The 20,250-nt window shown below is 67.6% G+C and carries 17 protein-coding genes; 7 read left to right on the top strand and 10 right to left on the bottom strand.

Annotated features, from left to right (window positions below):
• The 3 genes from GJ672_RS02190 to GJ672_RS02180 form a co-directional block, all read right to left on the bottom strand.
• On the bottom strand, positions 1-1,215 hold the full coding sequence (locus GJ672_RS02190) for an ABC transporter substrate-binding protein (protein ID WP_154295671.1): 1,215 nt from the start codon (positions 1,213-1,215) through the stop codon (positions 1-3).
• A 111-nt stretch (positions 1,216-1,326) separates the two neighbouring features.
• Positions 1,327-3,297 (bottom strand): ABC-F family ATP-binding cassette domain-containing protein, encoded by a 1,971-nt coding sequence (locus GJ672_RS02185; RefSeq protein WP_154295670.1) that lies wholly within the window; start codon positions 3,295-3,297, stop codon positions 1,327-1,329.
• On the bottom strand, positions 3,294-3,623 hold the full coding sequence (locus GJ672_RS02180) for a DUF2007 domain-containing protein (protein ID WP_154295669.1): 330 nt from the start codon (positions 3,621-3,623) through the stop codon (positions 3,294-3,296). Before GJ672_RS02180 ends, GJ672_RS02185 begins: the two co-directional genes overlap by 4 nt.
• Positions 3,624-3,646: 23 nt before the next feature.
• Between GJ672_RS02180 and GJ672_RS02175 the strand changes: the two genes are divergently transcribed.
• Positions 3,647-4,534, top strand: coding sequence for an ATP-binding protein (locus tag GJ672_RS02175; RefSeq protein WP_154296987.1), 888 nt, complete (start codon positions 3,647-3,649; stop codon positions 4,532-4,534).
• Here the strand turns inward: GJ672_RS02175 and GJ672_RS02170 are convergent.
• From GJ672_RS02170 to dapA, 5 genes are all read right to left on the bottom strand, one after another.
• Complete coding sequence (locus GJ672_RS02170; protein WP_154295668.1) at positions 4,531-5,121, bottom strand: sulfite oxidase heme-binding subunit YedZ; 591 nt, start codon at positions 5,119-5,121, stop codon at positions 4,531-4,533. The genes GJ672_RS02175 and GJ672_RS02170 overlap by 4 nt on opposite strands.
• Before the next feature lie 73 nt (positions 5,122-5,194).
• Complete coding sequence (gene msrP, locus GJ672_RS02165; RefSeq protein WP_154295667.1) at positions 5,195-6,172, bottom strand: protein-methionine-sulfoxide reductase catalytic subunit MsrP; 978 nt, start codon at positions 6,170-6,172, stop codon at positions 5,195-5,197.
• Positions 6,173-6,249: 77 nt separating this feature from the next.
• On the bottom strand, positions 6,250-10,152 hold the full coding sequence (gene purL, locus GJ672_RS02160; protein WP_154295666.1) for a phosphoribosylformylglycinamidine synthase: 3,903 nt from the start codon (positions 10,150-10,152) through the stop codon (positions 6,250-6,252).
• A 12-nt stretch (positions 10,153-10,164) separates the two neighbouring features.
• Positions 10,165-10,812 (bottom strand): hypothetical protein, encoded by a 648-nt coding sequence (locus GJ672_RS02155; RefSeq protein ID WP_154295665.1) that lies wholly within the window; start codon positions 10,810-10,812, stop codon positions 10,165-10,167.
• Complete coding sequence (gene dapA / locus GJ672_RS02150) at positions 10,809-11,687, bottom strand: 4-hydroxy-tetrahydrodipicolinate synthase (RefSeq protein WP_154295664.1); 879 nt, start codon at positions 11,685-11,687, stop codon at positions 10,809-10,811. The genes GJ672_RS02155 and dapA overlap by 4 nt, the downstream gene beginning before the upstream one ends.
• 132 nt (positions 11,688-11,819) lie before the next feature.
• Between dapA and GJ672_RS02145 the strand changes: the two genes are divergently transcribed.
• Both GJ672_RS02145 and GJ672_RS02140 read left to right on the top strand, forming a co-directional pair.
• Positions 11,820-12,353, top strand: a complete 534-nt coding sequence (locus tag GJ672_RS02145) for a glycine cleavage system protein R (RefSeq protein ID WP_154295663.1) — start codon at positions 11,820-11,822, stop codon at positions 12,351-12,353.
• 20 nt (positions 12,354-12,373) lie between these two features.
• On the top strand, positions 12,374-13,627 hold the full coding sequence (locus GJ672_RS02140; protein WP_154295662.1) for a PhoH family protein: 1,254 nt from the start codon (positions 12,374-12,376) through the stop codon (positions 13,625-13,627).
• Here the strand turns inward: GJ672_RS02140 and GJ672_RS02135 are convergent.
• Positions 13,624-14,745, bottom strand: a complete 1,122-nt coding sequence (locus GJ672_RS02135) for an AI-2E family transporter (RefSeq protein WP_154296986.1) — start codon at positions 14,743-14,745, stop codon at positions 13,624-13,626. The two genes, GJ672_RS02140 and GJ672_RS02135, sit on opposite strands and share 4 nt — an antisense overlap.
• 105 nt (positions 14,746-14,850) lie before the next feature.
• Between GJ672_RS02135 and GJ672_RS02130 the strand changes: the two genes are divergently transcribed.
• From GJ672_RS02130 to rbsK, 4 genes are all read left to right on the top strand, one after another.
• A complete protein-coding gene (locus tag GJ672_RS02130) occupies positions 14,851-16,317 on the top strand; it encodes a M48 family metalloprotease (RefSeq protein WP_154295661.1) in 1,467 nt (488 codons plus the stop codon).
• 69 nt (positions 16,318-16,386) lie between these two features.
• Positions 16,387-17,175: a poly(R)-hydroxyalkanoic acid synthase subunit PhaE gene (locus GJ672_RS02125; RefSeq protein WP_154295660.1), complete on the top strand. Its 789-nt coding sequence runs from the start codon at positions 16,387-16,389 to the stop codon at positions 17,173-17,175.
• Positions 17,172-18,209 (top strand): alpha/beta fold hydrolase, encoded by a 1,038-nt coding sequence (locus GJ672_RS02120; RefSeq protein WP_154295659.1) that lies wholly within the window; start codon positions 17,172-17,174, stop codon positions 18,207-18,209. The genes GJ672_RS02125 and GJ672_RS02120 overlap by 4 nt, the downstream gene beginning before the upstream one ends.
• The gene (rbsK, locus tag GJ672_RS02115; RefSeq protein WP_154295658.1) at positions 18,206-19,138 is read left to right on the top strand and encodes a ribokinase; all 933 of its coding nucleotides are present in this window, start codon (positions 18,206-18,208) and stop codon (positions 19,136-19,138) included. The genes GJ672_RS02120 and rbsK overlap by 4 nt, the downstream gene beginning before the upstream one ends.
• 233 nt (positions 19,139-19,371) lie before the next feature.
• Here the strand turns inward: rbsK and phbB are convergent, their stop codons facing one another.
• Positions 19,372-20,118 carry an acetoacetyl-CoA reductase gene (gene phbB / locus GJ672_RS02110; protein WP_154295657.1) on the bottom strand — a complete coding sequence of 249 codons (747 nt, stop codon included), beginning with the start codon at positions 20,116-20,118 and terminating at the stop codon, positions 19,372-19,374.
• Positions 20,119-20,250: the final 132 nt, after the last annotated feature.

Here is a 20,250-nt window from a genome sequence, read left to right as displayed (position 1 = left end):
TTACATGTCCGGTTCGAAGACCCGAACCGTCACGAATTCGCCGTCCTGGATTTCCCAGTGGGCGAAGGTGCCGCCGACATCACCGTTTTCATCGTAATCCACGGAGCCTGAGGCGCCCTCGTAGTTGATCGCGGTGCCTTCGGCGAGCAGCTCCGCGGCGCGGGCGAACTCACCCGGCCCGACCACGACGCCATCCGGGTCGTTAATCGCCCTCAGGTGATCCCGAATGGCGACCCGATCCGTGCTCTGGGCGGCTTCGGCCGCCAGGGCGATGGTGTAGACCGCGTCATAGGCCGTGTCGATGTAGGGCACCGGCGGCACCGCGCCATAGGCCGCCTCATAGGCGCTGGCAAAGTGCTGAGCCGCATCGGTGTCATCCAGGGCTTCAGCGGCGGTGCCGAAGCTGCCGTTCAGGAACTCGGCACCCAGGTTCTCCACGATCTGCGGGGAACGCATGCCATCGGTGAAGATGAACTCACTGAAATGACCGCCTTCGAGGGCCTGGCGAAGGATGGTCTGACCGTTTTCCGGGTAGCCGATCAACAACAGTGGCGAGGACCCGTCGGCAATACTGGCCAGTTCACCGCGATAGGAGGACAGCCCGGGCTCATAGCCGGTGCGTCCCACCACGGTGCCGCCCACGTCGCTGAAGGATGCCTCGAAGGAGTCTGCCAGCCCTTCACCGTAATCGTTGTTGATATAGATGACAGCAACGCTATCGACGCCCTTCTCCACGGCCACTTCGGCCAGTGCGACGCCCTGGAAGGCATCCGATGGCGTGGTCCGGAACAGGAAATCGTTGTCATCCAGATCGGTCATCACCGGCGAGGTGGAGGCGTTGGAAATCTGCGGAACGCCCTCCACGGAGGTGACGCTGCTGGCCACGGGGATGGTCACCCCGCTGGACAGGGCGCCGACGATGGCCGAGACATTGCGCACCGAAACCAGGCGCTGGGCGGCATCCACACCGGCCTGGGGCTCGGTCTGGGAATCACCGAGGATGAACTCCACGGGCTCGCCCAGAACACCACCGGCGGCGTTGATTTCGTTAATGGCGAGTTCGGCGCCATTGCGGGATGACTCGCCATAGGCCTGCAGATCGCCGGTCATGGGCATGACGGCGCCGATGCGCAGGGGCTCGGCCTGGGCCGCCCCCGCCAGCATGACAACGGACAGGGCAGCCAGTGCCCCGACAAGCTTGCCGTTTGTTCTCATTTGCAACACTCCGCGGCTTGGATTTTCTGAGTTGGGAACGCTTTGAGCATACTCAGCGAGGGGGCATGGCGCAAAGGCGACGGCAGAGAGGGCGACTGCGATGGCCGCTGACTAGGCGCCGGGTTGCTGTTCGGTCTTCTGTGCCGTCTCGAGGGCTTCTTCGGCGGCCATCCACTCGGCCTCGGCGGCTTCCTTGAGGTGACGCAGCTGGCCCTGGCGCTGCAACCGCTCATTGAGGGCATCGCCGGATTCGGCCGTGTACATCGCCGGGTCGGCCAGGGAGGCTTCGACGCGGGCCAGCTCGGCGTCCGCGGCCTCAAGGGCCTTCACGGCGTCATCAACCCGCTGGCGCAGGGGACGCAGTGTCGCCTGGGCCCGGGCGTTGGCCTGGCGGCGGGCGCGGCGGTGGTCGCGGCCCTGGTCCGGCTTCGGTGTCGACGCCGGCTTGGGCATTGGCGTGGCCGTGGCGGTTTCCGGATGAGCATCGCCTGACGGCGAGGCGGACGGCTTGCGCGGGTCCCGTGCCAGCCAACGGCGGTAGTCATCCAGGTCGCCATCGAAGGGCTGGACGGTGCCCTGCCCCACCAGCCAGTAGTCCGCCACGGTGGTTTCCAACAGATACCGGTCATGGGAGACCAGCACCACCGCCCCTTCGAACACCTGCAGGGCCCGATTCAGCGCATGGCGCATCTCGATGTCCAGGTGGTTGGTGGGCTCGTCCAGCAACAGCAGATTGGGGGCCGACCAGACCAGCAATGCCAGCACCAGCCGGGCCTTCTCCCCACCGGACAGTGGCGCCACGGGCTCCAGGGCCTGATCACCGCGAAAATCGAACCCGCCCAGAAAGTCCCGCAGCGCCTGTGGGCTGGCGTCCGGTGCCAGACGGGCCAGATGGGTGACGGGGCTGGCCTCCGGGTCCAGCTGTTCCAGCTGATGCTGCGCGAAATAGCCCACCTGGAGCCGCTGCGCCCGGCGAATTTGGCCGGCCAGGGGCTCGCTCTCGCCGGCCAGCGCCCGAATCAGGGTGGACTTTCCCATGCCGTTGCGGCCCAACAGCCCCACCCGGTCGCCCGGGGCCAGGCTCTGACGCAACCCCTCCAACAGGGGACGACCGTGGTAACCCAGCGCCACATCCTCCAGGGCAATCAGCGGGTTCCCGGCCCGGGGCGCCTCGGGGAATTCGAAACCGAACGGCGAATCCACATGCGCCGGCGCCACTCGCTCCATGCGCTCCAGCGCTTTGACCCGGCTCTGCGCCGCCCGGGCCTTGGTGGCCTTGGCCCGAAACCGGGTGATGAACGCCTCCATGTGGGCCACTTCCCGCTGCTGGCGCTCATACAGCGCCTGCTGCTGGGCCAGGCGCTCGGCGCGCTGACGCTCGAAGGCCGAGTAACTGCCGGTGTAGGACTGCAGCCGGCGATGCTCGATATGGACGATCCCGTCCACCACGTTATCCAGAAAGTCCCGGTCATGGGCAATCAGGATGAGCGTGCCGGGGAACGCCCGCAGCCACTGCTCCAGCCAGAGCACCGCCTCCAGATCCAGATGGTTGGTGGGTTCATCCAGCAACAGCAGGTCCGCCGGCGCCATCAGGGCCCGGGCGAGATTCAACCGCACCCGCCAGCCGCCGGAGAACTCCGCCACCGGTTGTTCATGCACCGCCGGGTCAAAGCCCAGTCCGTGCAGCAGCCCGCCGGCCCGGGCGCGGGCGTCATAACCACCGGCGATTTCCAGCGCCGCGTGGGCATGGGCCATGCGCTCGCCATCGCCACTGGCCTCTGCCGCGGCGACCTCGCCCTCAGCGGCCCGCAGCGGCGCGTCGCCATCCAGCACGAACTCAATCGCCGGACGATCCAGGGCGGGGGTTTCCTGGGCCATGTGAGACAGCCGCCATCCCGCCGGCAGCGCCACCTCGCCGGAGTCCGCGGACAACTCGCCCCGCAGCAGCGCGAACAGGGTGCTCTTGCCGGTACCGTTGGCACCGACCAGCCCCAGCTTGCGGCCCCCGTGCACCGTCAGGCTGCTGGCCTCCAGCAGCGGCTCCGGGCCCCGCCGCAGGGTCACGTCCCGTAGCTGGATCACGGCGCCAGCGCCCCGCAGGACCAGCACTCGGCAAACTGGCCCTCGATGACCTCACCGCAGTCCGGGCAGCGCCAGTCCGCCGGCACCGGTCCTTCCGGATCGAGGATTTCGCGGATCAACTGACGGGCAATGTCCGCGTCCTCCCGGGCCACCCAGACTTCCGGCCAGGCCTCCAGGGGCGGGATTTCTCCGGCGCCTCCCACCAGGTGGCGGTTGCGAACCATGCAGTGGATGCCCCGGGCGTTGAAAATGGTTTCGATATGGCCGGCAATAAGCGGATCGGCACCGACATGCACGCGCTCGAGATTGCCCCGTTTCTTTTGCATGGCGAGAGGCTAACATGCCCGCCATGGACGCCATCGAACGAATTGCCAGCCGCCTGGAAGCGTTGATTGACCGGGTCGAAGGACTGCTGCCACCCGCCCCGGTGGACACCGACTGGGAGGCGGCCATTGCCTTTCAGTGGCAACCGCTGTCCGGGGCCGGCGCCCCGGGTCACACCGGCCATCTGGTGGCCCTGCCGGCCACCCACGCCATCCGCCTGGACGCGCTGCATCACATCGAGCGCCAGAAGGCCACGGCGGAGCGCAATACCCGGCAATTCCTTGCCGGGCAGCCGGCCAACAATGTGCTGCTCTCCGGCGCCCGCGGCACCGGCAAGTCATCGCTGGTGAAAGCCTTGCTCAATGCCTATGCCGACCAGGGGCTGCGCCTGATCGAGGTGGAGCCCCGGCATCTGGTAGATCTGCCGGCCATTGTGCGTGCCGTTGCCCATCGGCCCGAGCGCTTCATCCTGTTCTGTGATGACCTCTCTTTCGAAGCCGACGACCCCAGTTACAAGGCCCTCAAGGCGGCGCTGGATGGCTCGGTGGCCGCCCCGCCCGACAACCTGCTCATTTACGCCACCTCCAACCGCCGTCACCTGCTCCCCGAATATTTCTCGGAGAACCGCCAGGCGCAGGTGGTGGACGGCGAAATCCATCACGGTGAAGCGGTGGAAGAAAAGATTTCGCTCTCCGAGCGGTTCGGACTCTGGCTGTCGTTCCACCCCTTCGACCAGCAGCGCTATCTCGACATTTGCGCGGGCTGGCTGGATACCCTCACCCCCGACGAGCCACCGGCGGAGGCGGAGTGGCGTGCCGACGCCCTGCGATTTGCCCTCGAGCGCGGCTCACGTAGCGGCCGGGTGGCCTGGCAGTTCGCCCGGGACTGGGTCGGCGCCCGGGGCATTGATTAGCCCACAGTGTCTGCCGCGGCGGGACGCCTTCGCCACAGGCGCCAGCCGAGCAGCAGCGCCAGGAGGGCGGCATAGGTCAAGGGTTCGGTCCAGCGATTGGCCTTGATGAGCCAGAAGAAATGCACCAGCCCCAGCATCGCCGCGGGATAGATCAGCCAGTGCAGCCGCTTCCACTGACGGCCCAGGCGGCGCATCCAGCCCTGGGTGGAAGTCACGGCCAGCGGCAGCATCAGTAACAGGGCACTGGTGCCCACCAGGATGTAGGGGCGGCGGGCAATGTCCTCGAGGATGGGGACGAGGGCCAGCCCGTGATCGAAGACGATGAAGACGCCGAAGTGGGCGAAGGCATAGGCAAACGCCCACAGGCCGATCTGCCGGCGCAGCCGCACCACCCAGGCCGCGCCGGTGAGCCAGCGCAGCGGCGTCACCCCGAGCGTCACCAGTAGCAGCCGCAGACTCCAGACCCCGGTACTGTGCAGGAGGGTCTCCACCGGGTTGGCGCCGAGGTGGCCGAGAAACAGGCCGCCCACCAGCGCCGCCGCCGGCAGTCCGCAGAGCAGAAACACGGCCAGGCGAAGCATCACCATGATGCGCGGCCCCGGGGGGCGGCGCAGGCCCGCCAGCCACGTGGCGGGCCCCGTCCGGGCCGTGCCAGCCGCCTCAGTATTGCTTGTGGAGATCCATGCCGGCATAGAGGTCTGCCACTTCCTCGCCATAGCCGTTGAACATCAGCGTGTCGCGTTTGAAGAACTCGCCGATGCGCCGTTCGGTGGCCTGGCTCCAGCGGGGGTGATCCACCTCGGGGTTCACATTGGCATAGAACCCGTACTCGTTCGGTGCCAGCTGATTCCAGGTGGTCTCCGGCTCGGTTTCCTGGAAGTGAATCCGGACCACTGACTTGATGCTCTTGAAGCCATACTTCCAGGGCACCACCAGGCGGATGGGCGCGCCGTTCTGGGAGGGCATCTCCTTGCCATAGAGCCCAGTGGCCAGGATGGTCAGCGGGTGCATGGCCTCGTCCATGCGCAGCCCCTCGGTGTACGGCCAGTCAATGCTGGCGAGAAATCCCATGCCCCGGGATCGCTGGCCGGGGAACATCTGCGGATCATGCTTGGTGTAGAACTTGACGTACTTGGCCCGGGAGGTGGGATTGGCGCGGCGGATGACCTCCGCCAACGGCACCCCCGCCCAGGGAATCACCATGGACCAGGCCTCCACGCAGCGCAGCCGGTAGATCCGCTCTTCCAGGGTGAGCCCCTGCATGAAGTCATCGAAATCGAACTCGCCGGTGTGCTCCGCCTCGCCGCTGATGGTCACCGACCAGGGCCGGTGCTCCAGCCGCCCGGGCGCCAGCCGCATGGGGTCTTCCTTGCCCGAGCCGAACTCGTAGAAATTGTTGTAGGTGGTGATGTCTTCAAAGCTGTTGAGCGACTCATCGGTGCTGAGGTCGCTGGCAGGCAACTCGCCGAAAGGCTCCAGCTCATCCAGGGGTTTGGACAGCGCCCAGCCCGGCGCCAGCAGGGTACCGGCGGCGGCCAGCGCCGAGGTGCGCAGAAATCGCCGGCGGTCGCGATAAATGGACTCCGGCGTGATTTCGGACGGCAAGACATCGCTGGTGCGGGACTTTTTAATGAACACCCTGAACCCCCGTATCAATCCTGAATCTCGTTAGAACCCCCGCGGGGCCCGGAGTTCGCGGCACCCGCCGCGGCCCGTCAGCCCAGCGCCCGGCGGGCGTTGCGGAACAGCCGCAGCCAGGGCGCGTCCTCGCCCCAGTCACCGGGATGCCAGGAATGCTGGACGCTGCGAAATACCCGCTCGGGGTGCGGCATCATGATGGTTACCCGGCCATCCTCGTTGCAAAGTCCGGTGACCCCCAGGGGCGAGCCGTTGGGATTGGCGGGATAGCGCTCCGCCGGGGCATCGTTGGCGTCAATGTAGCGCAACCCCACCAGGCCGGCGCTCAGGGCCTTGCGGGGCCCGCCGTCCTCGGGAAAACGGGCCTGCCCCTCGCCATGGGCCACCACAATGGGCAGGCGGGAGCCGGCCATGCCCTCCAGCATGAGCGACTGGGACGGCAGCACTTCCACCTGACTGAGACGGGCCTCGTACTGACGGGAGCGGTTGGCCACAAAGTCCGGCCAGAGACTGGCGCCGGGGATGAGTTCCCGCAGTGCCGCCAGCATCTGGCAGCCATTGCAGACCCCCAGCGCCAGGGTGTCCGGACGGGTGAAAAACCCCTCAAACGCATCCCGAAGCCGCGGATTGAGCAGAATGCTGCTGGCCCAGCCGCGGCCGGCACCCAGCACATCGCCATAGGAAAACCCGCCACAGGCGACCAGGGCCTGGCAGTCCGCCAGTCGTGCCGGGTCCGCCAACAGGTCCGTGGTGTGAATGTCCAGCGGCTCAAAGCCGGCCCGTTCAAAGGCTGCCGCCATTTCGATGTGGCTGTTGACCCCCTGCTCGCGAAGCACCGCCACCCGGGGGTGCACCCCGGTGGCCACGAAGGGGGCGGCGGTGTCCTCGGCGGGATCAAAACTCAGCTCGACCCGAAGCCCCGGATCCGCCCGGTCCGCCACCGACTCGAAGGCCTCCCGGGCACAATCCGCATCATCCCGGAGCGCCTGCAGCCAATGGCTGGTCTCGCTCCAGGTGCGCTGCAGGTCCGGCAGCGCTTCGTCAAACACCACGGCGCCGGCATGTCGCAGGGTGAGGCGCTCGCCCACGGTCACTTCACCGAGGGCATGCAGCCGATCCCCCAGACCGGCGGCCTTCAAGCTGGCCCGGACCGCGTCGTCGTGGGCTTCCGCCACCTGCAGCACCACGCCCAGCTCTTCGGCAAAGGCGGCCTCCAGCGGGTCCGAGGCCAGGCTGTCCAGATCCGCGGCCACGCCCTGACGACCGGCAAATCCCATCTCCGCCAGGGTGACCAGCAGGCCGCCGTCACCCACATCATGCAGGGCCAGCACCTGACGGGCGGCCAGCAGCGCCTGCACCGCATCAAAGGCCGTGGCGAACGCCCGGGGGTCGTCCAGATCCGGCGGGCTCTCCCCCAGCTGACCGTAGACCTGGGCCAGCGCCGAGCCACCCAGGCGCCGACCGCCGCCGAGATCCAGCAGATAAAGCCGGCTGCCCGGCGCATCCTTGAGGGCCGGCGTCACCCCGCGGCGGACATCATCCACCGGCGAAAAGGCCGAGATCACCAGGGTGAGTGGTGCCGTCACCCGCCGTTCCTCACCGTCCTGTTCCCAGACGGTCTTCATGGACAGGGAGTCCTTGCCCACGGGAATGGCAATGCCCAGCTGCGGACAGAGCTCCCGCCCAACGGCCCGGACGGTGTCGTATAGCCGGGCATCCTCGCCGGGATGCCCACAGGCGGCCATCCAGTTGGCGGACAGGTTCACCGAGCGCAGTGATCCCACCGCCGCGCCCATGAGGTTGGTCAGCGCTTCGCCGATGGCGAGCCGCCCCGAGGCCGGCGCGTCCAGCAGCGCCACCGGGCTGCGCTCGCCCATGGCCATGGCCTGACCGCGATAGCCCTGATAGTCCCCCACGGTCATGCCATAGTCCGCCACCGGCACCTGCCAGGGCCCCACCATCTGATCGCGGGCGGTCCGCCCACCCACGGTGCGGTCGGCGATGGTAATCAGAAATTCCTTGCTGGCTACGGTGGGCAGGCGCAGCACCCGGTAGGCCGCTTCCGCCAGGGTCACGCCATCCAGCAGCAGCGAGCGCCGGGTGGGCACCAGGCGGCTGGCCTCGCGACGCATGCGGGGTGGCTTGCCCAGCAGCAGGTCCACGGGGATGTCCACCGGCGAGCCGTCCAGTTCGGCATCCCCCACCACCAGCTGGCGCTCGTCGGTCATTTCGCCCACCACGGCAAACGGGGCCCGCTCGCGTTCGCAGAGGGCACGGAAGGCGCTCAGCCGCTGGGCGTCGATGGCCAGCACGTAGCGCTCCTGGGCCTCGTTGCACCAGATCTCGAGGGGCGACAGGCCGGACTCGGCGCAGGGAATGGCCCGCAACTCCAGCTGCCCGCCGCGATCGGAGTCGTCGATCAGCTCCGGAAACGCATTGGACAGGCCGCCGGCGCCGACATCGTGAATGGCGATAATGGGGCTGGCCTCACCCAGGCGCCAGCAGGCGTCGATGACCTCCTGGCAGCGGCGCTCCATCTCGGGGTTGCTGCGCTGGACCGACGCGAAGTCCAGTGCCTCCCGGCTCTGACCACTGCTGACCGAGGAGGCGGCACCCCCGCCCAGCCCGATGAGCATGGCCGGCCCGCCCAGGACCACCAGGGGCGTGCCGGCGGGGGCGATGCCCTTTTCCACCTGATCCGGGCGGATTTCTCCCATGCCCCCGGCGATCATCACCGGCTTGTGATAGCCGCGGATTTCCTCGCTGCCGTTGCCCGGGACGGCCAACTCAAAGGTGCGGAAATAGCCGTTGAGCTGCGGACGGCCGAATTCATTGCCATAGCGGGCGGCGCCCACCGGCGCGTCCAGCATGATCTCCAGCGCCGACGCAATGCGCGCCGGCCGGCCATGGTCGTTCTCCCAGGGCTGCTCCGCCCCGGGAATGCGCAGATTGGACACCGAAAAACCGGACAGCCCGGCGACGCTGCGAGCGCCCCGGCCAGTGGCGGCTTCGTCACGAATCTCTCCACCGACGCCGGTGGCGGCCCCCGCAAACGGGGAAATCGCCGTGGGGTGGTTGTGGGTCTCCACCTTCATGACCAGGTGGGCGGGCTCGGCATGATGCCGATAGCGCCCGTCCGCCCCGGGAAAGTAGCGGTCAACGGATTCGGCTTCCACCACCGCCGCATTGTCCTTGTAGGCGGACAACACCCCCTCCGGCCGCATGGCGTGGGTGTGGCGGATCATGGCAAACAGCGACTCCGGCATGGTCTCGCCGTCGATCACCCAGTCCGCATTGAAAATTTTGTGCCGGCAGTGCTCGGAGTTCGCCTGGGCGAACATCATCAGTTCAACATCGGTGGGGTTGCGGTTGAGGCCGTGGTAGTTCTCCAGCAGATAATCCAGCTCGTCGTCGGAGAGCGCCAGACCGAGATCCCGATTGGCCACTTCCAGGCCCTCCCGCCCCGCCGACAGCACATCGATGCGTTGCAGCGACGCCGGCGGGCGGCTGGCGAACAGGCCCTCCGCCGCCGTGGCGTCCTCGAGCACCGATTCGGTCATGCGGTCATGCAGCGCCGCGGCCAGGGCCGGCGACTGATGGAGGCTGAGGGGCTGGCCCGCCTGGTCCCGGGCGGTGTAGCGCAGACCGCGCTCCATTCGCTGGATCACCGCCAACCCGCACTGATGGGCGATGTCCGTCGCCTTGCTGGCCCAGGGCGACAGGGTGCCAAGCCGGGGCACCACATAGAGCGCCGGCTCCGCCAGACTGGCGTCCCGGGCGGCCACCGCTTCCAGGGGGGCCGCCTCCAGCAGCGCATTCAGGCGAGTCTGTTCGGACTCACTCAGCGCCGCCTGGGTGTTGACGAAAACCACCGCCCGCACCCACAACTCGGCGATGCTCGGCTCGGCCTGACGAACCCGGGCCACCAACCGCGGGTCGCGCACCCGGGTAGCGGCGGCGTTTTCAACAAGAATCAGCATGTTGCAACCTGATCAGGGTTTGATCTGTTCCGCGACGACCTGAAGCACTTGGCGTGCGGCGCTGGATGGAGCGGGTTCGCCGTCGGGGCGCTGCAGCGAGTAGCGCGCCCCGGGGCCGCGTTCTTCAACCCGCAGCACCAGGGTCTGCACCGGCGGTGGCGGTTCTCCCCGCCAGAAAGCCAGGGCGCCCAATCGGCCCCGGTCGGGACTCTCGCCGTTATCGAACTCCTCCGGAGAGGCGCCCACCACGGCGGCCGGGTTGTAGCGAATCCGGTGGGTGAACGCATCACGGTCGGAATCCGTGAGCGCGAACCCGGCCCGTTCCAGGGATCGCCCCAGCACCGCCCAGGCGGCATTCACCGGCAATCCGGTGTCGAGCACCACCCGGCCATCCACCACCTGCAGATAATCCTCGGGATCCCGGCGGCTCACCGCCGGCGCCGGGTCCGGCTGCCGATCGGACTCGGGCTCCGCGGCCTCATCCCGCGGCTCGGTCCGCGGCGCCTCCCGGGCGGAGAGCACATCCGGCGGCGTGCGCAGGCGCTCGGCGCGCTGCTCGGCTTCGCTGGGCTCACCGCCCAGGCCCAGCGCCCCGCACCCGGCCAGCAGAAACGCCAGCGACAGGGCGGCCGGCGCCTTGATCCGTGCCGCCTGCCTCACAGTTCCACGTCGGCCAGTATCAGCGCCTGGCGGAGGGCTTCATGATGCTGCTCCGAGAGCGGCGTCAGTGGCAGCCGCAGGGTCGGCCCGATCAGGCCCATGGTGTGCAGGGCCCACTTCACCGGGATCGGGTTGGTTTCGAGGAAAAGCACGTTGTGCAGCGCTGCCAGGCGGGCGTCCAGGGCTTCGGCCTCGGTCTGATCGCCGTCCAGGGCGGCCTTGCACATGCGGTGCATGAACGACGGCGCCACATTGGCCGTGACCGACACACAGCCCTTCGCCCCGGCATTCATCAACGCCAGGTTACGGGCGTCCTCACCGCAATAGACGTCCAGGCGGTCGCCACAGCGCTCCAGCACTTCCTCGGCGCGCTCCAGGCTGCCGGACGCCTCCTTGATGCCGACAATATTGGCAATGTCCGCCAGCCGGTCCACGGTCTCCGGCAGCAGATCGCAGCCGGTGCGCCCGGGGACGTTGTAAAGGATCTGGGGCAGAGGCACCGCCCCCGCCACATGGCTGAAATGCTGATACAGCCCTTCCTGGGTGGGCTTGTTGTAGTAGGGGGTCACCAGCAGCGCCGCTTCGCAGCCCGCCTCCAGCGCGCAGCGGGTCAGCTGCTCGGCTTCCCAGGTGGAATTGGCGCCACAACCGCCCATGACCACGATGCGCCCCGCGGCGATCTCCACCACCCGGCGCATGACATGGGCGTGCTCACTGTGGTCCAGCGTGGCCGACTCGCCGGTGGTGCCCACGGCAACGATGGCATCCGTGCCATGCTCGATGTGAAATTCCACCAGCCGCTCAAGTGCCGCCTCGTCCAGAGCGCCATCCTCCAGCATCGGCGTTACCATCGCGACCATGCTGCCCCGAAACATCGCAACCTCCCCACGTATATCGTTCGCGGATGGTAGCCCTGCGCCCGAGGACTGACAAGCGGACCGCCGCGGGGTGCGTGGTACACTCCGCCGTCGCATCAGGGGCACGAAAAAGGCGTCGGGACCGCGATCATGAACAAGGATTACCTCGTCATCTCCGCCATGGGCGACGACCGCACCGGGCTGGTGGAAGCGCTCACCCAGTTGATTGCCGAGACCGGCTGCAGCGTCGAAGACAGCCGCATGAGCGTGATGGGCGGCGACTTTGCGGTCATGCTGCTCTGCGAAGGGCGCTGGAACGAACTGGCCAAACTCGAGGCCGCCCTGCCCGCCGCCGGCCGCCGGATCGGGCTCGAGATCCACTGCCGCCGTACCCAGAGCCGCCCACCGGCGGGCAACCTGTTGCCCTATTCCGTGGAAGTGATCGCCATCGATCAGCCGGGCATCGTTCATAACCTGGCGAGTTTCTTTGCCAGCCGCGAAATCAACATCCGCGACCTGGCCACCACCAGTTATTCCGCCGCCCACACCGGCACGCCCATGTTCCAGGTGCACATGACCGTCGACGTCTCCGCCAGCCAGCACATTGCCCGATTGCGCGAGGAGTTCATGGATCTCTGCGATCGGCTGAACCTCGACGCCATCATCGAGCCGTCCAAGCTGTAACCGACCACGGGATCGTTACCATGCGCAGCGTCTGCCTGCTCGACACCTCCGTGCTTCTGCATGACCCGGCGGCGCTGTTCCGCTTCGGGGAGCGGGACCTGTATCTGCCCCTCGCCGTCCTGCAGGGGCTGGACACCGCCCGCCGGGACAACAGTGAAGAAGCCCGCAATGCGCTGCAGGCGGCGCGCTTTCTGGATGAGCTGCTGGCCGGCGTGGAGCCCTCGGCGCTGGAGCGCGGCCTGCCCCTGGGCGAGGGCCTGGGCCGGCTGCATTTTCTCACCGATGCTCCGGACGGCCGACCATTGCCGGTGCTCACCGCCGCGGAAACCCTGGCCCGCACCCGGCCGGATGTGCGGGTCACCGTGGTCGCCCGGGACATCAACCTGCGCATCCAGGCCAACGCCATGGGCCTGATGGCCACGGACCATGAGGCCGAGGCGCCGCTGGATGATCCCGACCTGCTGCCGACGGGCAGCCATGAGTGCCCACCCGGTCAGTCCCCGGACGCCCTGGCCGATGCGCTGGCGCCCAACGAGTTCGTGCTCGCCGCCGATCAGGCCTGGCGGGCCACCCCCGACGGGCTGGCACCCGTGACCGACTATGGCCCCGACGGCGAGTCGGTGTGGGGGATTCACGCCCGCAATCGCCAGCAGAGCCTGGCCCTGGCGCTGCTGATGGATCCGGCCATCGATCTGGTCACCCTGCTGGGCCCGGCCGGCACCGGCAAAACCCTGCTGACCCTGGCCGCCGGCCTGGCACAGACCCTGGAGGAAGACCGCTACCAGGAAATCCTCATGACCCGGGCCACCATTGCCATCGGCGAGGACATCGGCTACCTGCCGGGCAGTGAAGAAGAAAAAATGACGCCGTGGATGGGGGCGCTGATGGACAACCTGGAGGTGCTGGGCTCCGGCGCCGCCGGCAGCACCCGCTGGGCCCAGGCGGCCAGCGAGGACGTGCTACGCAGCCGGATCCGCGTGCGGTCGCTCAACTTCATGCGCGGCCGCACCCTGCTCAATCGCTTCATGGTGCTGGACGAGGCCCAGAACCTCACCCCCCAGCAGATGCGCACCCTGATCACGCGGGCGGGACCGGGCACCAAAATCGTCTGCCTGGGCAATATCGCGCAGATCGATACGCCGTGGCTGACACCCACCACGTCGGGGCTGACCTATCTGGTGCGGCGCTTTCACGGCTGGCCCCACAGCGGCCATCTCACCCTGACCCGGGGCGAGCGCTCGCGGCTCGCCGCCCACGCCAGCGACGTGCTCTAGGCCCGGGCCCCCGCCTGATCGCGGTCGTGATCGACCGTTGGCGCCTCATCGCTATCCGCCGCCGGCACATCGCCGGCCCGGGGCCAGGCGTTGATCACCGCCTGGATCAGGTTGGCCAGGGGAATGGCAAAAAATACCCCCCAGAACCCCCAGATCCCTCCGAAAATCAGGATCGCGATAATGATCGCCACCGGGTGGAGATTGACCGCCTCGGAGAAGATCAACGGCACCAGGATGTTGGCGTCAATGGCCTGAATGATGGCGTAGGCGATGAGAATCCACATGAACTCCGGGCTGGTGCCAAACTGGAAATAGGCGACGATGGCGATGGGGATGGTCACCACAATGGCGCCCACGTAAGGGATGATCACCGACAGCCCCACCAGCAGCGCCAGCAACATGGCGAAGTCCAGGCCGAAGAACAGGAACGTGACGTAGGTGCCCGCCCACACCACCACCACCTCGACGAACTTGCCGCGCACGTAGTTGCCGATCTGGGCGTCCACCTCCTGCCACACCGACAGCACCAGCGAGTGATGGCGGGGCAGGAAACGGCCCATCCAGCCCAGAATCTTCGACTTGTCCCAGAGAAAGAAGAAAATCAGCACCGGCAACAGCACCGCGTACACAATCAGCGAAATCACCATCACCACCGACGCAAACGAAAACGACGCGGCGAACGCCCGGCCGTAGGCAATGGCCTCGCGGCGGATGGTATCCAGCAGCACGCTGACCTGCTCGGGTGAAAAATAGGCCGGATAGCGCTCCGGGAGCTGCAGCAGCGCCTCCTGACCCTGCTCCAGCATGGCGGGCAGGTTCTCCACCAGCTGCAGAATCTGATTGACGATGGTAGGCAGCAGCGCCAGCACCCCGGTGACCAGAAAGACCATGAACACCAGGTAGACCCCCAGCACCGCCCAGTGACGGGCCACGCCCCTGCGGGTCAACGCGCGCACCACCCCCTCCAGCAAGTACGCCAGCACGATGGAGGCGAACACCGGCACCAGCATGCCGCCCAGCAGGGTGACAGTGGCCACGCCCACCACCAGCAACACCGCCAGCCCCACCACCTGCGGATCGCTGAGATGGCGACTGAACCAGTCCCGAATTGTGTACATGGGTGATGACACGGCAACCTCCCTGACAGGGATATATACTGTCCCACAGACGGCGTCCACAGGGGAACGTGGCCCTTCCCTCCGTACCGGACCAGAGGTTTCACCATGACAGCGGCGTTGGGCGGTCCCCGCCAATGGCGATCAACACTCCGGCGGGCCGCCGTCGCCGGCCTCGCGGGCCTGAGCCTGGGTCTGAGCGCCTCGGCGACGGACCTGGATCTCTCGCTGCCCGACCTGGGCCGGCCCGCCAGCGATACCCTGAGCCTTGGCGAAGAGGCCCGCATGGGCCAGGAGATGATGCGGGAAATCCGCCGCCGGATCACCCTCGTGGAAGACCCGGCGGTCAATGCCTACATCCGGGATCTGGGCGGCCGCATCGCGTCGGTGTCCGACCGGCCGGCCGGGTTCTACCGATTTTTTGTCATCGACGACGACCGCATCAACGCCTTCGCCCTGCCCGGTGGCTACATCGGCCTCAACAGCGGCCTCATCGTCCAGGGCCGGACCGAGAGCGAACTGGGCGGCGTGATTGCCCACGAAGTCGCCCATATCACCCAGCGACACATCGCCCGGCGCATGGAAGTTGCCGAACGCACCGGCATCCGCACGGCGGCGCTGGTGCTGGCCGGCCTACTGATCGGCACCCAGGACCCCCAGGCGGGCATGGCCACCGCCACCACGGGCATGGCCGCAGGGGTGGACACCCAGCTGCGCTATTCCCGGGAGCATGAGCTGGAAGCCGACCGGGTGGGCATCCGCATGCTGGCGGACGCCGATCTCAACCCGGATGGCATGGCGGATTTTTTCAAATTGCTGGATGACGAAAGCCGCTATCGGTCTGCGGCGCCGTCGTTTCTGAGCACCCATCCCCTGACCGAAATGCGGCTGGCGGAAGCCCGGGAGCGGGGGGAGGCACTGCGCGGCGGCACCCCGTTCGAAAGCCCCGACCACGCCTACATTCGGGCCCGCCTGCAGGTCCAAGCCGCCGACCAGGCCGAGGACGCCCTGGCGCGGTTCAATGACGCCCTGGAGGATGACCCGGATCACCCCGGCGCCCGCTATGGCCTTGCCCTGGCCCTGATTCGCGACAACCGTCCGGACGAGGCCATTGAGCAACTGCAAAGCCTCAGGGACGCGGTGGGGGATCACGCCCTCCACTACCTGGGCCTCGCCGAGGCCGAGAAAGCCGCCCGGCGGGACGAGGCCGCAGTGGCCTGGATCGAGGAGGGGCTCAGCCTGTTCCCCGGCGACGAGGCCCTGCGCTACACCCTCGCCGAGATCCGGTTGCTGGCGGACGAGCCGTCCCGAGCCCGTCGGGTGAGCAGCGAACTGGTCAGTGAGCGCGACGATGCCCCGGAGCTCTGGGCACTGCACGCCCGGGTCACCCGAGAGGCCGGCGATGAGGCCGCCTCGATTCTGGCCACGGCGCGTTTCTATGCCGTGCAGGCGGATTTCGAGGCCGCGCTGTCGCAGCTGAACCGGCTGGATGGACTGCCGCTGACCTCAAGGCAGCGTGCCCGGGCCGATGATCTTCGCGAGCGCTGGCGGGATCGCCTCAGCCGCCAGGAGTGATGGCGCCGTCTAACCCGGGCCGCCGCGGGTGGTAGCATGAGCGCTCACCACGGGGAGGTGACAGGGCTTATGGCTGGCGAAGACGCCACGTCCGACAAGAACGCCAACTGGAGCGACTGGCTCAGTGGCCTGCGCGATTCCGCGGATCCGTTGGGGGTCTGGCGGCTCATGGAGCGCGGCTCGCGGGCGCTGGACAGTGCGCAAACGCCGGCGGAGGCCACCCGGCGGCTGGCGGCTGCCATTGACGAAGAGCGAGCCCGGCAGCAGCACGGGATCACGCAACTGGACCAATGGCTGAAGCACTGGGCCCAGGGCCTGCGTAGCCTCGCCCCGCTGCTACCGGACAGCGACACCGGCGATGTCCCTCCGCTGGGACCATTCCCCCGCCGTCAGGCGCTCCTTCAGGACCTGGCCCGTCAGCAGATGGCCTATCAGGCCGCGCTGGAGGCTCATCTGGAGTCGGTGACCACCCTTGCCGAAGAGTGCACGGCGGCGTTCCGGGAAGCCCTGGCCTCAGAATCCGGTGCGCCCGTTGAGTCGCTGCCGGTCATGGCGCCGGAAACCCTGCTGGAGCGCTGGACCTCGGTGGCCGAGCCCCGCTACGAGGCCTGGCTTGCCGAACCCGCCACCCAGGCGCGCATCGCTGCACTGGTCAACGCCTGGAGCGAACTGGCCGCCACGCTGCGGACCCTCACCGATGACGGGCTGGAAGCCCTGGGGCTGCCCTCGGCCCGTGGCATGGACGACCTGGCCGAAGAACTGCAACGCCAGCGGCGCCGGCACCGCCAGGACATTGCGGAGTTGCGCCGGGAAATGGCCGAGCTGCGAGCCCGGTTGGACGGTGACTCGTCGCCATGACCCCCTCGACCCCGCAATTCGAGGCTGTCCTGCGCCGGGCCGCGGCGGCGAACCGCACGGCCCAGCCGGTGACTCCCTCGTCGGTGGTAATGGAAACCGACAACGCCACGCTGTATCGCTACGCCACGGAGGACACCGCCGGTGGCCCGCCGCTGCTGATTGTCTACTCGCTGGTGAACCGCCCCGCCATACTGGATCTGAGCCTGGATCGTTCGGTGATCCGGCGGCTGCTGGCCGGCGGGCTGGATGTCCACCTGCTGGCCTGGCGCCCTCCGGGTCAGGCGCGGCGCTATCTGGGCCTGTCAGACTATGTGCTGGGGGACCTGGCGGACGCCAGCGCCTGGCTGGATCGCCGCCACGGCGTGCCGCCGCACGTGCTGGGCGTCTGTCAGGGCGGCGTGCTGGCGCTCTGCCAGGCTGCACTGGCGGATGCGGGTGCCGGCGGATTCGGTCCCCGGCCCCGCAGCCTCACCACACTGGCGGCGCCGGTGGACACCGGCAGCCCGGGCGACCAGCTGGCGCAGCTGGCCCGGTCGGTGGACTTCGAAGCGCTAACCCGGGCCACCGGCAATGTCGCTGGCCAGGCGCTCGCCGGTATTTTCGCCAGCCTCAAGCCGTTCGCGCTGGGGCCCCGGCGCTACCGCGCACTGGCCGGGCTGGCAGAGGCTGACGACGCCGCGGTGGATGCCTTCATGCGCATGGAGAGCTGGATGTACGACGGTCCGGACCTGGCTGGCCGCGCCTTCGCGGAATTTGCCCGGGGTATCTACCAGGACAACGCCCTGGTCCGCGGCACCCTGGCGCTGGATGGCCACCCGGTGGATCTGGCCCGGGTCACCTGCCCGGTGTTCAGCGCCCATGCCCTGGACGACCACCTGGTACCGCCATCCGCTGCCGCTGGGCTGGGCCGGCATGTGGGCGGTCCCTGCGAGGAGCTGGCTCTGCCGGGTGGACATCTGGGCCTGTTCGTCAGCGCACGGGCTCATCAGAGGCTCTACCCCACCCTGATCAACTGGCTTCGGACAATCCCATGACCGCAACCGCTCCCGTCACCGTGTTGGGTCTGTTCTGCGCTGACCTGATCGCCCGCACCCCCCGCATGCCGGCATGGGGCGAAACGCTGCATGGTCGCGGGTTCAGCCTGACGGCGGGAGGCAAGGGGTCGAACCAGGCGGTGGCGGCGGCCCGTCAGGGGGCGAGGGTGCACCTCATCAGTCGACTGGGGAACGATGCCTTTGCCTCGCTCGCCCGCTCACTCTATGCCGAGGTGGGCATCGACACCGAATACGTCGGCACGGATCCGGACGCGCCCACCGGCACCGCCACCATCCTGGTGGACGACGCCGCCGGCGATAACGCCATCGTGATCGATCCCGGCGCCTGCCAGCGGCTGACTCGGGCCCATATCGATGCCGCTGAAGACCTGATCGCCGGCTCCGCCGTATTCCTGAGCCAGCTGGAGCTGCCCCTCGATGTCTGTCAGTACGGCATTGAGGTGGCGCGGCGACATGGCGTACCGGTGATTCTCAATCCGGCGCCCGGCCGGACCCTCGACGATGAAATGCTTGCCGCAGTGGACTACCTGACGCCCAACGAGTCGGAAGCCGCCCTGCTGGTGGGGCATCCGGTGAACACCCTGGATGAGGCAAAGCGTGCCGCGACCCAGCTGCGTCAACGGGGCGTGAGCCATGTCCTTCTGACACTGGGCGAACAGGGCGTGTGGATTGATAGCCCGGATTTTCAGGGTCGTATTCCGGCGCTCGACGTGGACAGGGTGGCGGATACCATCGGGGCCGGCGATGCTTTTAACGGCGGGCTGGCGACCGCTCTGGCGGAGGGCGAAAGCCTGGAAATGGCCGCCCGGCGGGGCTGTGTTACGGCCGGATTGTCAGTGACCCGGGCGGGTGCCGCGCCGGCCATGCCGGATCGCGCCGAGGTGGATGAAAGGCTGGAAAGCCTTTAAACAAGCGGCTCTGGGTGACGCGGCGCAACAACGAAAGTGCTTGCGCCACCCCAGATCAGGGTCTAGGTTGAACCCACAGTGCCAAGAGGAGGAGGGACGGCCACCCCAGATCCATCACAAAGAAGTGGCCTACCCAGACAAAGCGCTCCGCAACGAGAGCGCGTTTCCCCGGGAGACCCAGTCTCCCATTTTTTCGGCGCCGCATGCTGCGGCGCACCATCCCAACCCTTGGATCAGAAGCTGCAGAACTGGGCGCCGTTCACCGGCAGATTGGCTCCGTTGATGTAGCCGGCGTCATCGGCGGTTAGAAACGCCACCGCGCGGGCGATGTCGCTGGGCTCACCCAGATCGCCGGCCGGAATCTGCGAGATGATCGCCTCCCGCACCTTGTCCGGAATGGCATCGGTCATGCTGGTCTTGATGTAACCCGGAGAGACGGTGTTCACCGACACGCCCTTGGGCGCGCTTTCCTTGGCCAGGGCCATGGTGAAGCCGTGCATGCCGGCCTTGGCCGCCGAGTAGTTGGTCTGCCCGAACTGCCCGGCCTGACCGTTCACCGAGGAGATATTGACGATACGGCCGAAACCGGCCTTGCGCATGGACTCGACAAACTGGCGCGTGACGTTGAAAGCCCCGTTGAGGTTGATGTTGATGACATCAAACCACTGTTCATAGTCCATTTTGTGCAGGAAGCCGTCCTTGGTAATGCCCGCCACGTTGACCAGGATTTCCACGTCGCCGTACTGTTCGCGCACCGTCTCGGCCATCTTTTCACAAGCCGACAGGTCGCTGACATCACACTGAATCCAGTTGGCATCAATGCCTTCCTTGCGCAGCGCTTCCGCCCAGGCCTCGATGTTGGCGGCCTCCGGATCCATGCAAGTGGTCACCACCCGCCGGCCGGCGTGGCCAAGCTGACGGCAGATTTCCGTGCCAATGCCACCTTCTCCACCGGTTACCAATGCCAGTCGCTGCGTCATGTCGTGCCTCCCGTGATCTTGTGCATCGCACAATGAAAATGTTGCACAGCATCATAGGGACGGCGGAATCGGGTGTCAACGCAGCAAATGCCATGCTGCGCCCGGAACCGACGACCCCGTGACAGGGCACGC

The organism is Spiribacter sp. 2438 (genome assembly GCF_009676705.1).
Taxonomy (GTDB): Bacteria; Pseudomonadota; Gammaproteobacteria; order Nitrococcales; family Nitrococcaceae; genus Spiribacter.
The sequence above is the reverse complement of the archived record's forward strand: the minus strand, read 5'-3'. Positions and strand labels throughout refer to the sequence as shown.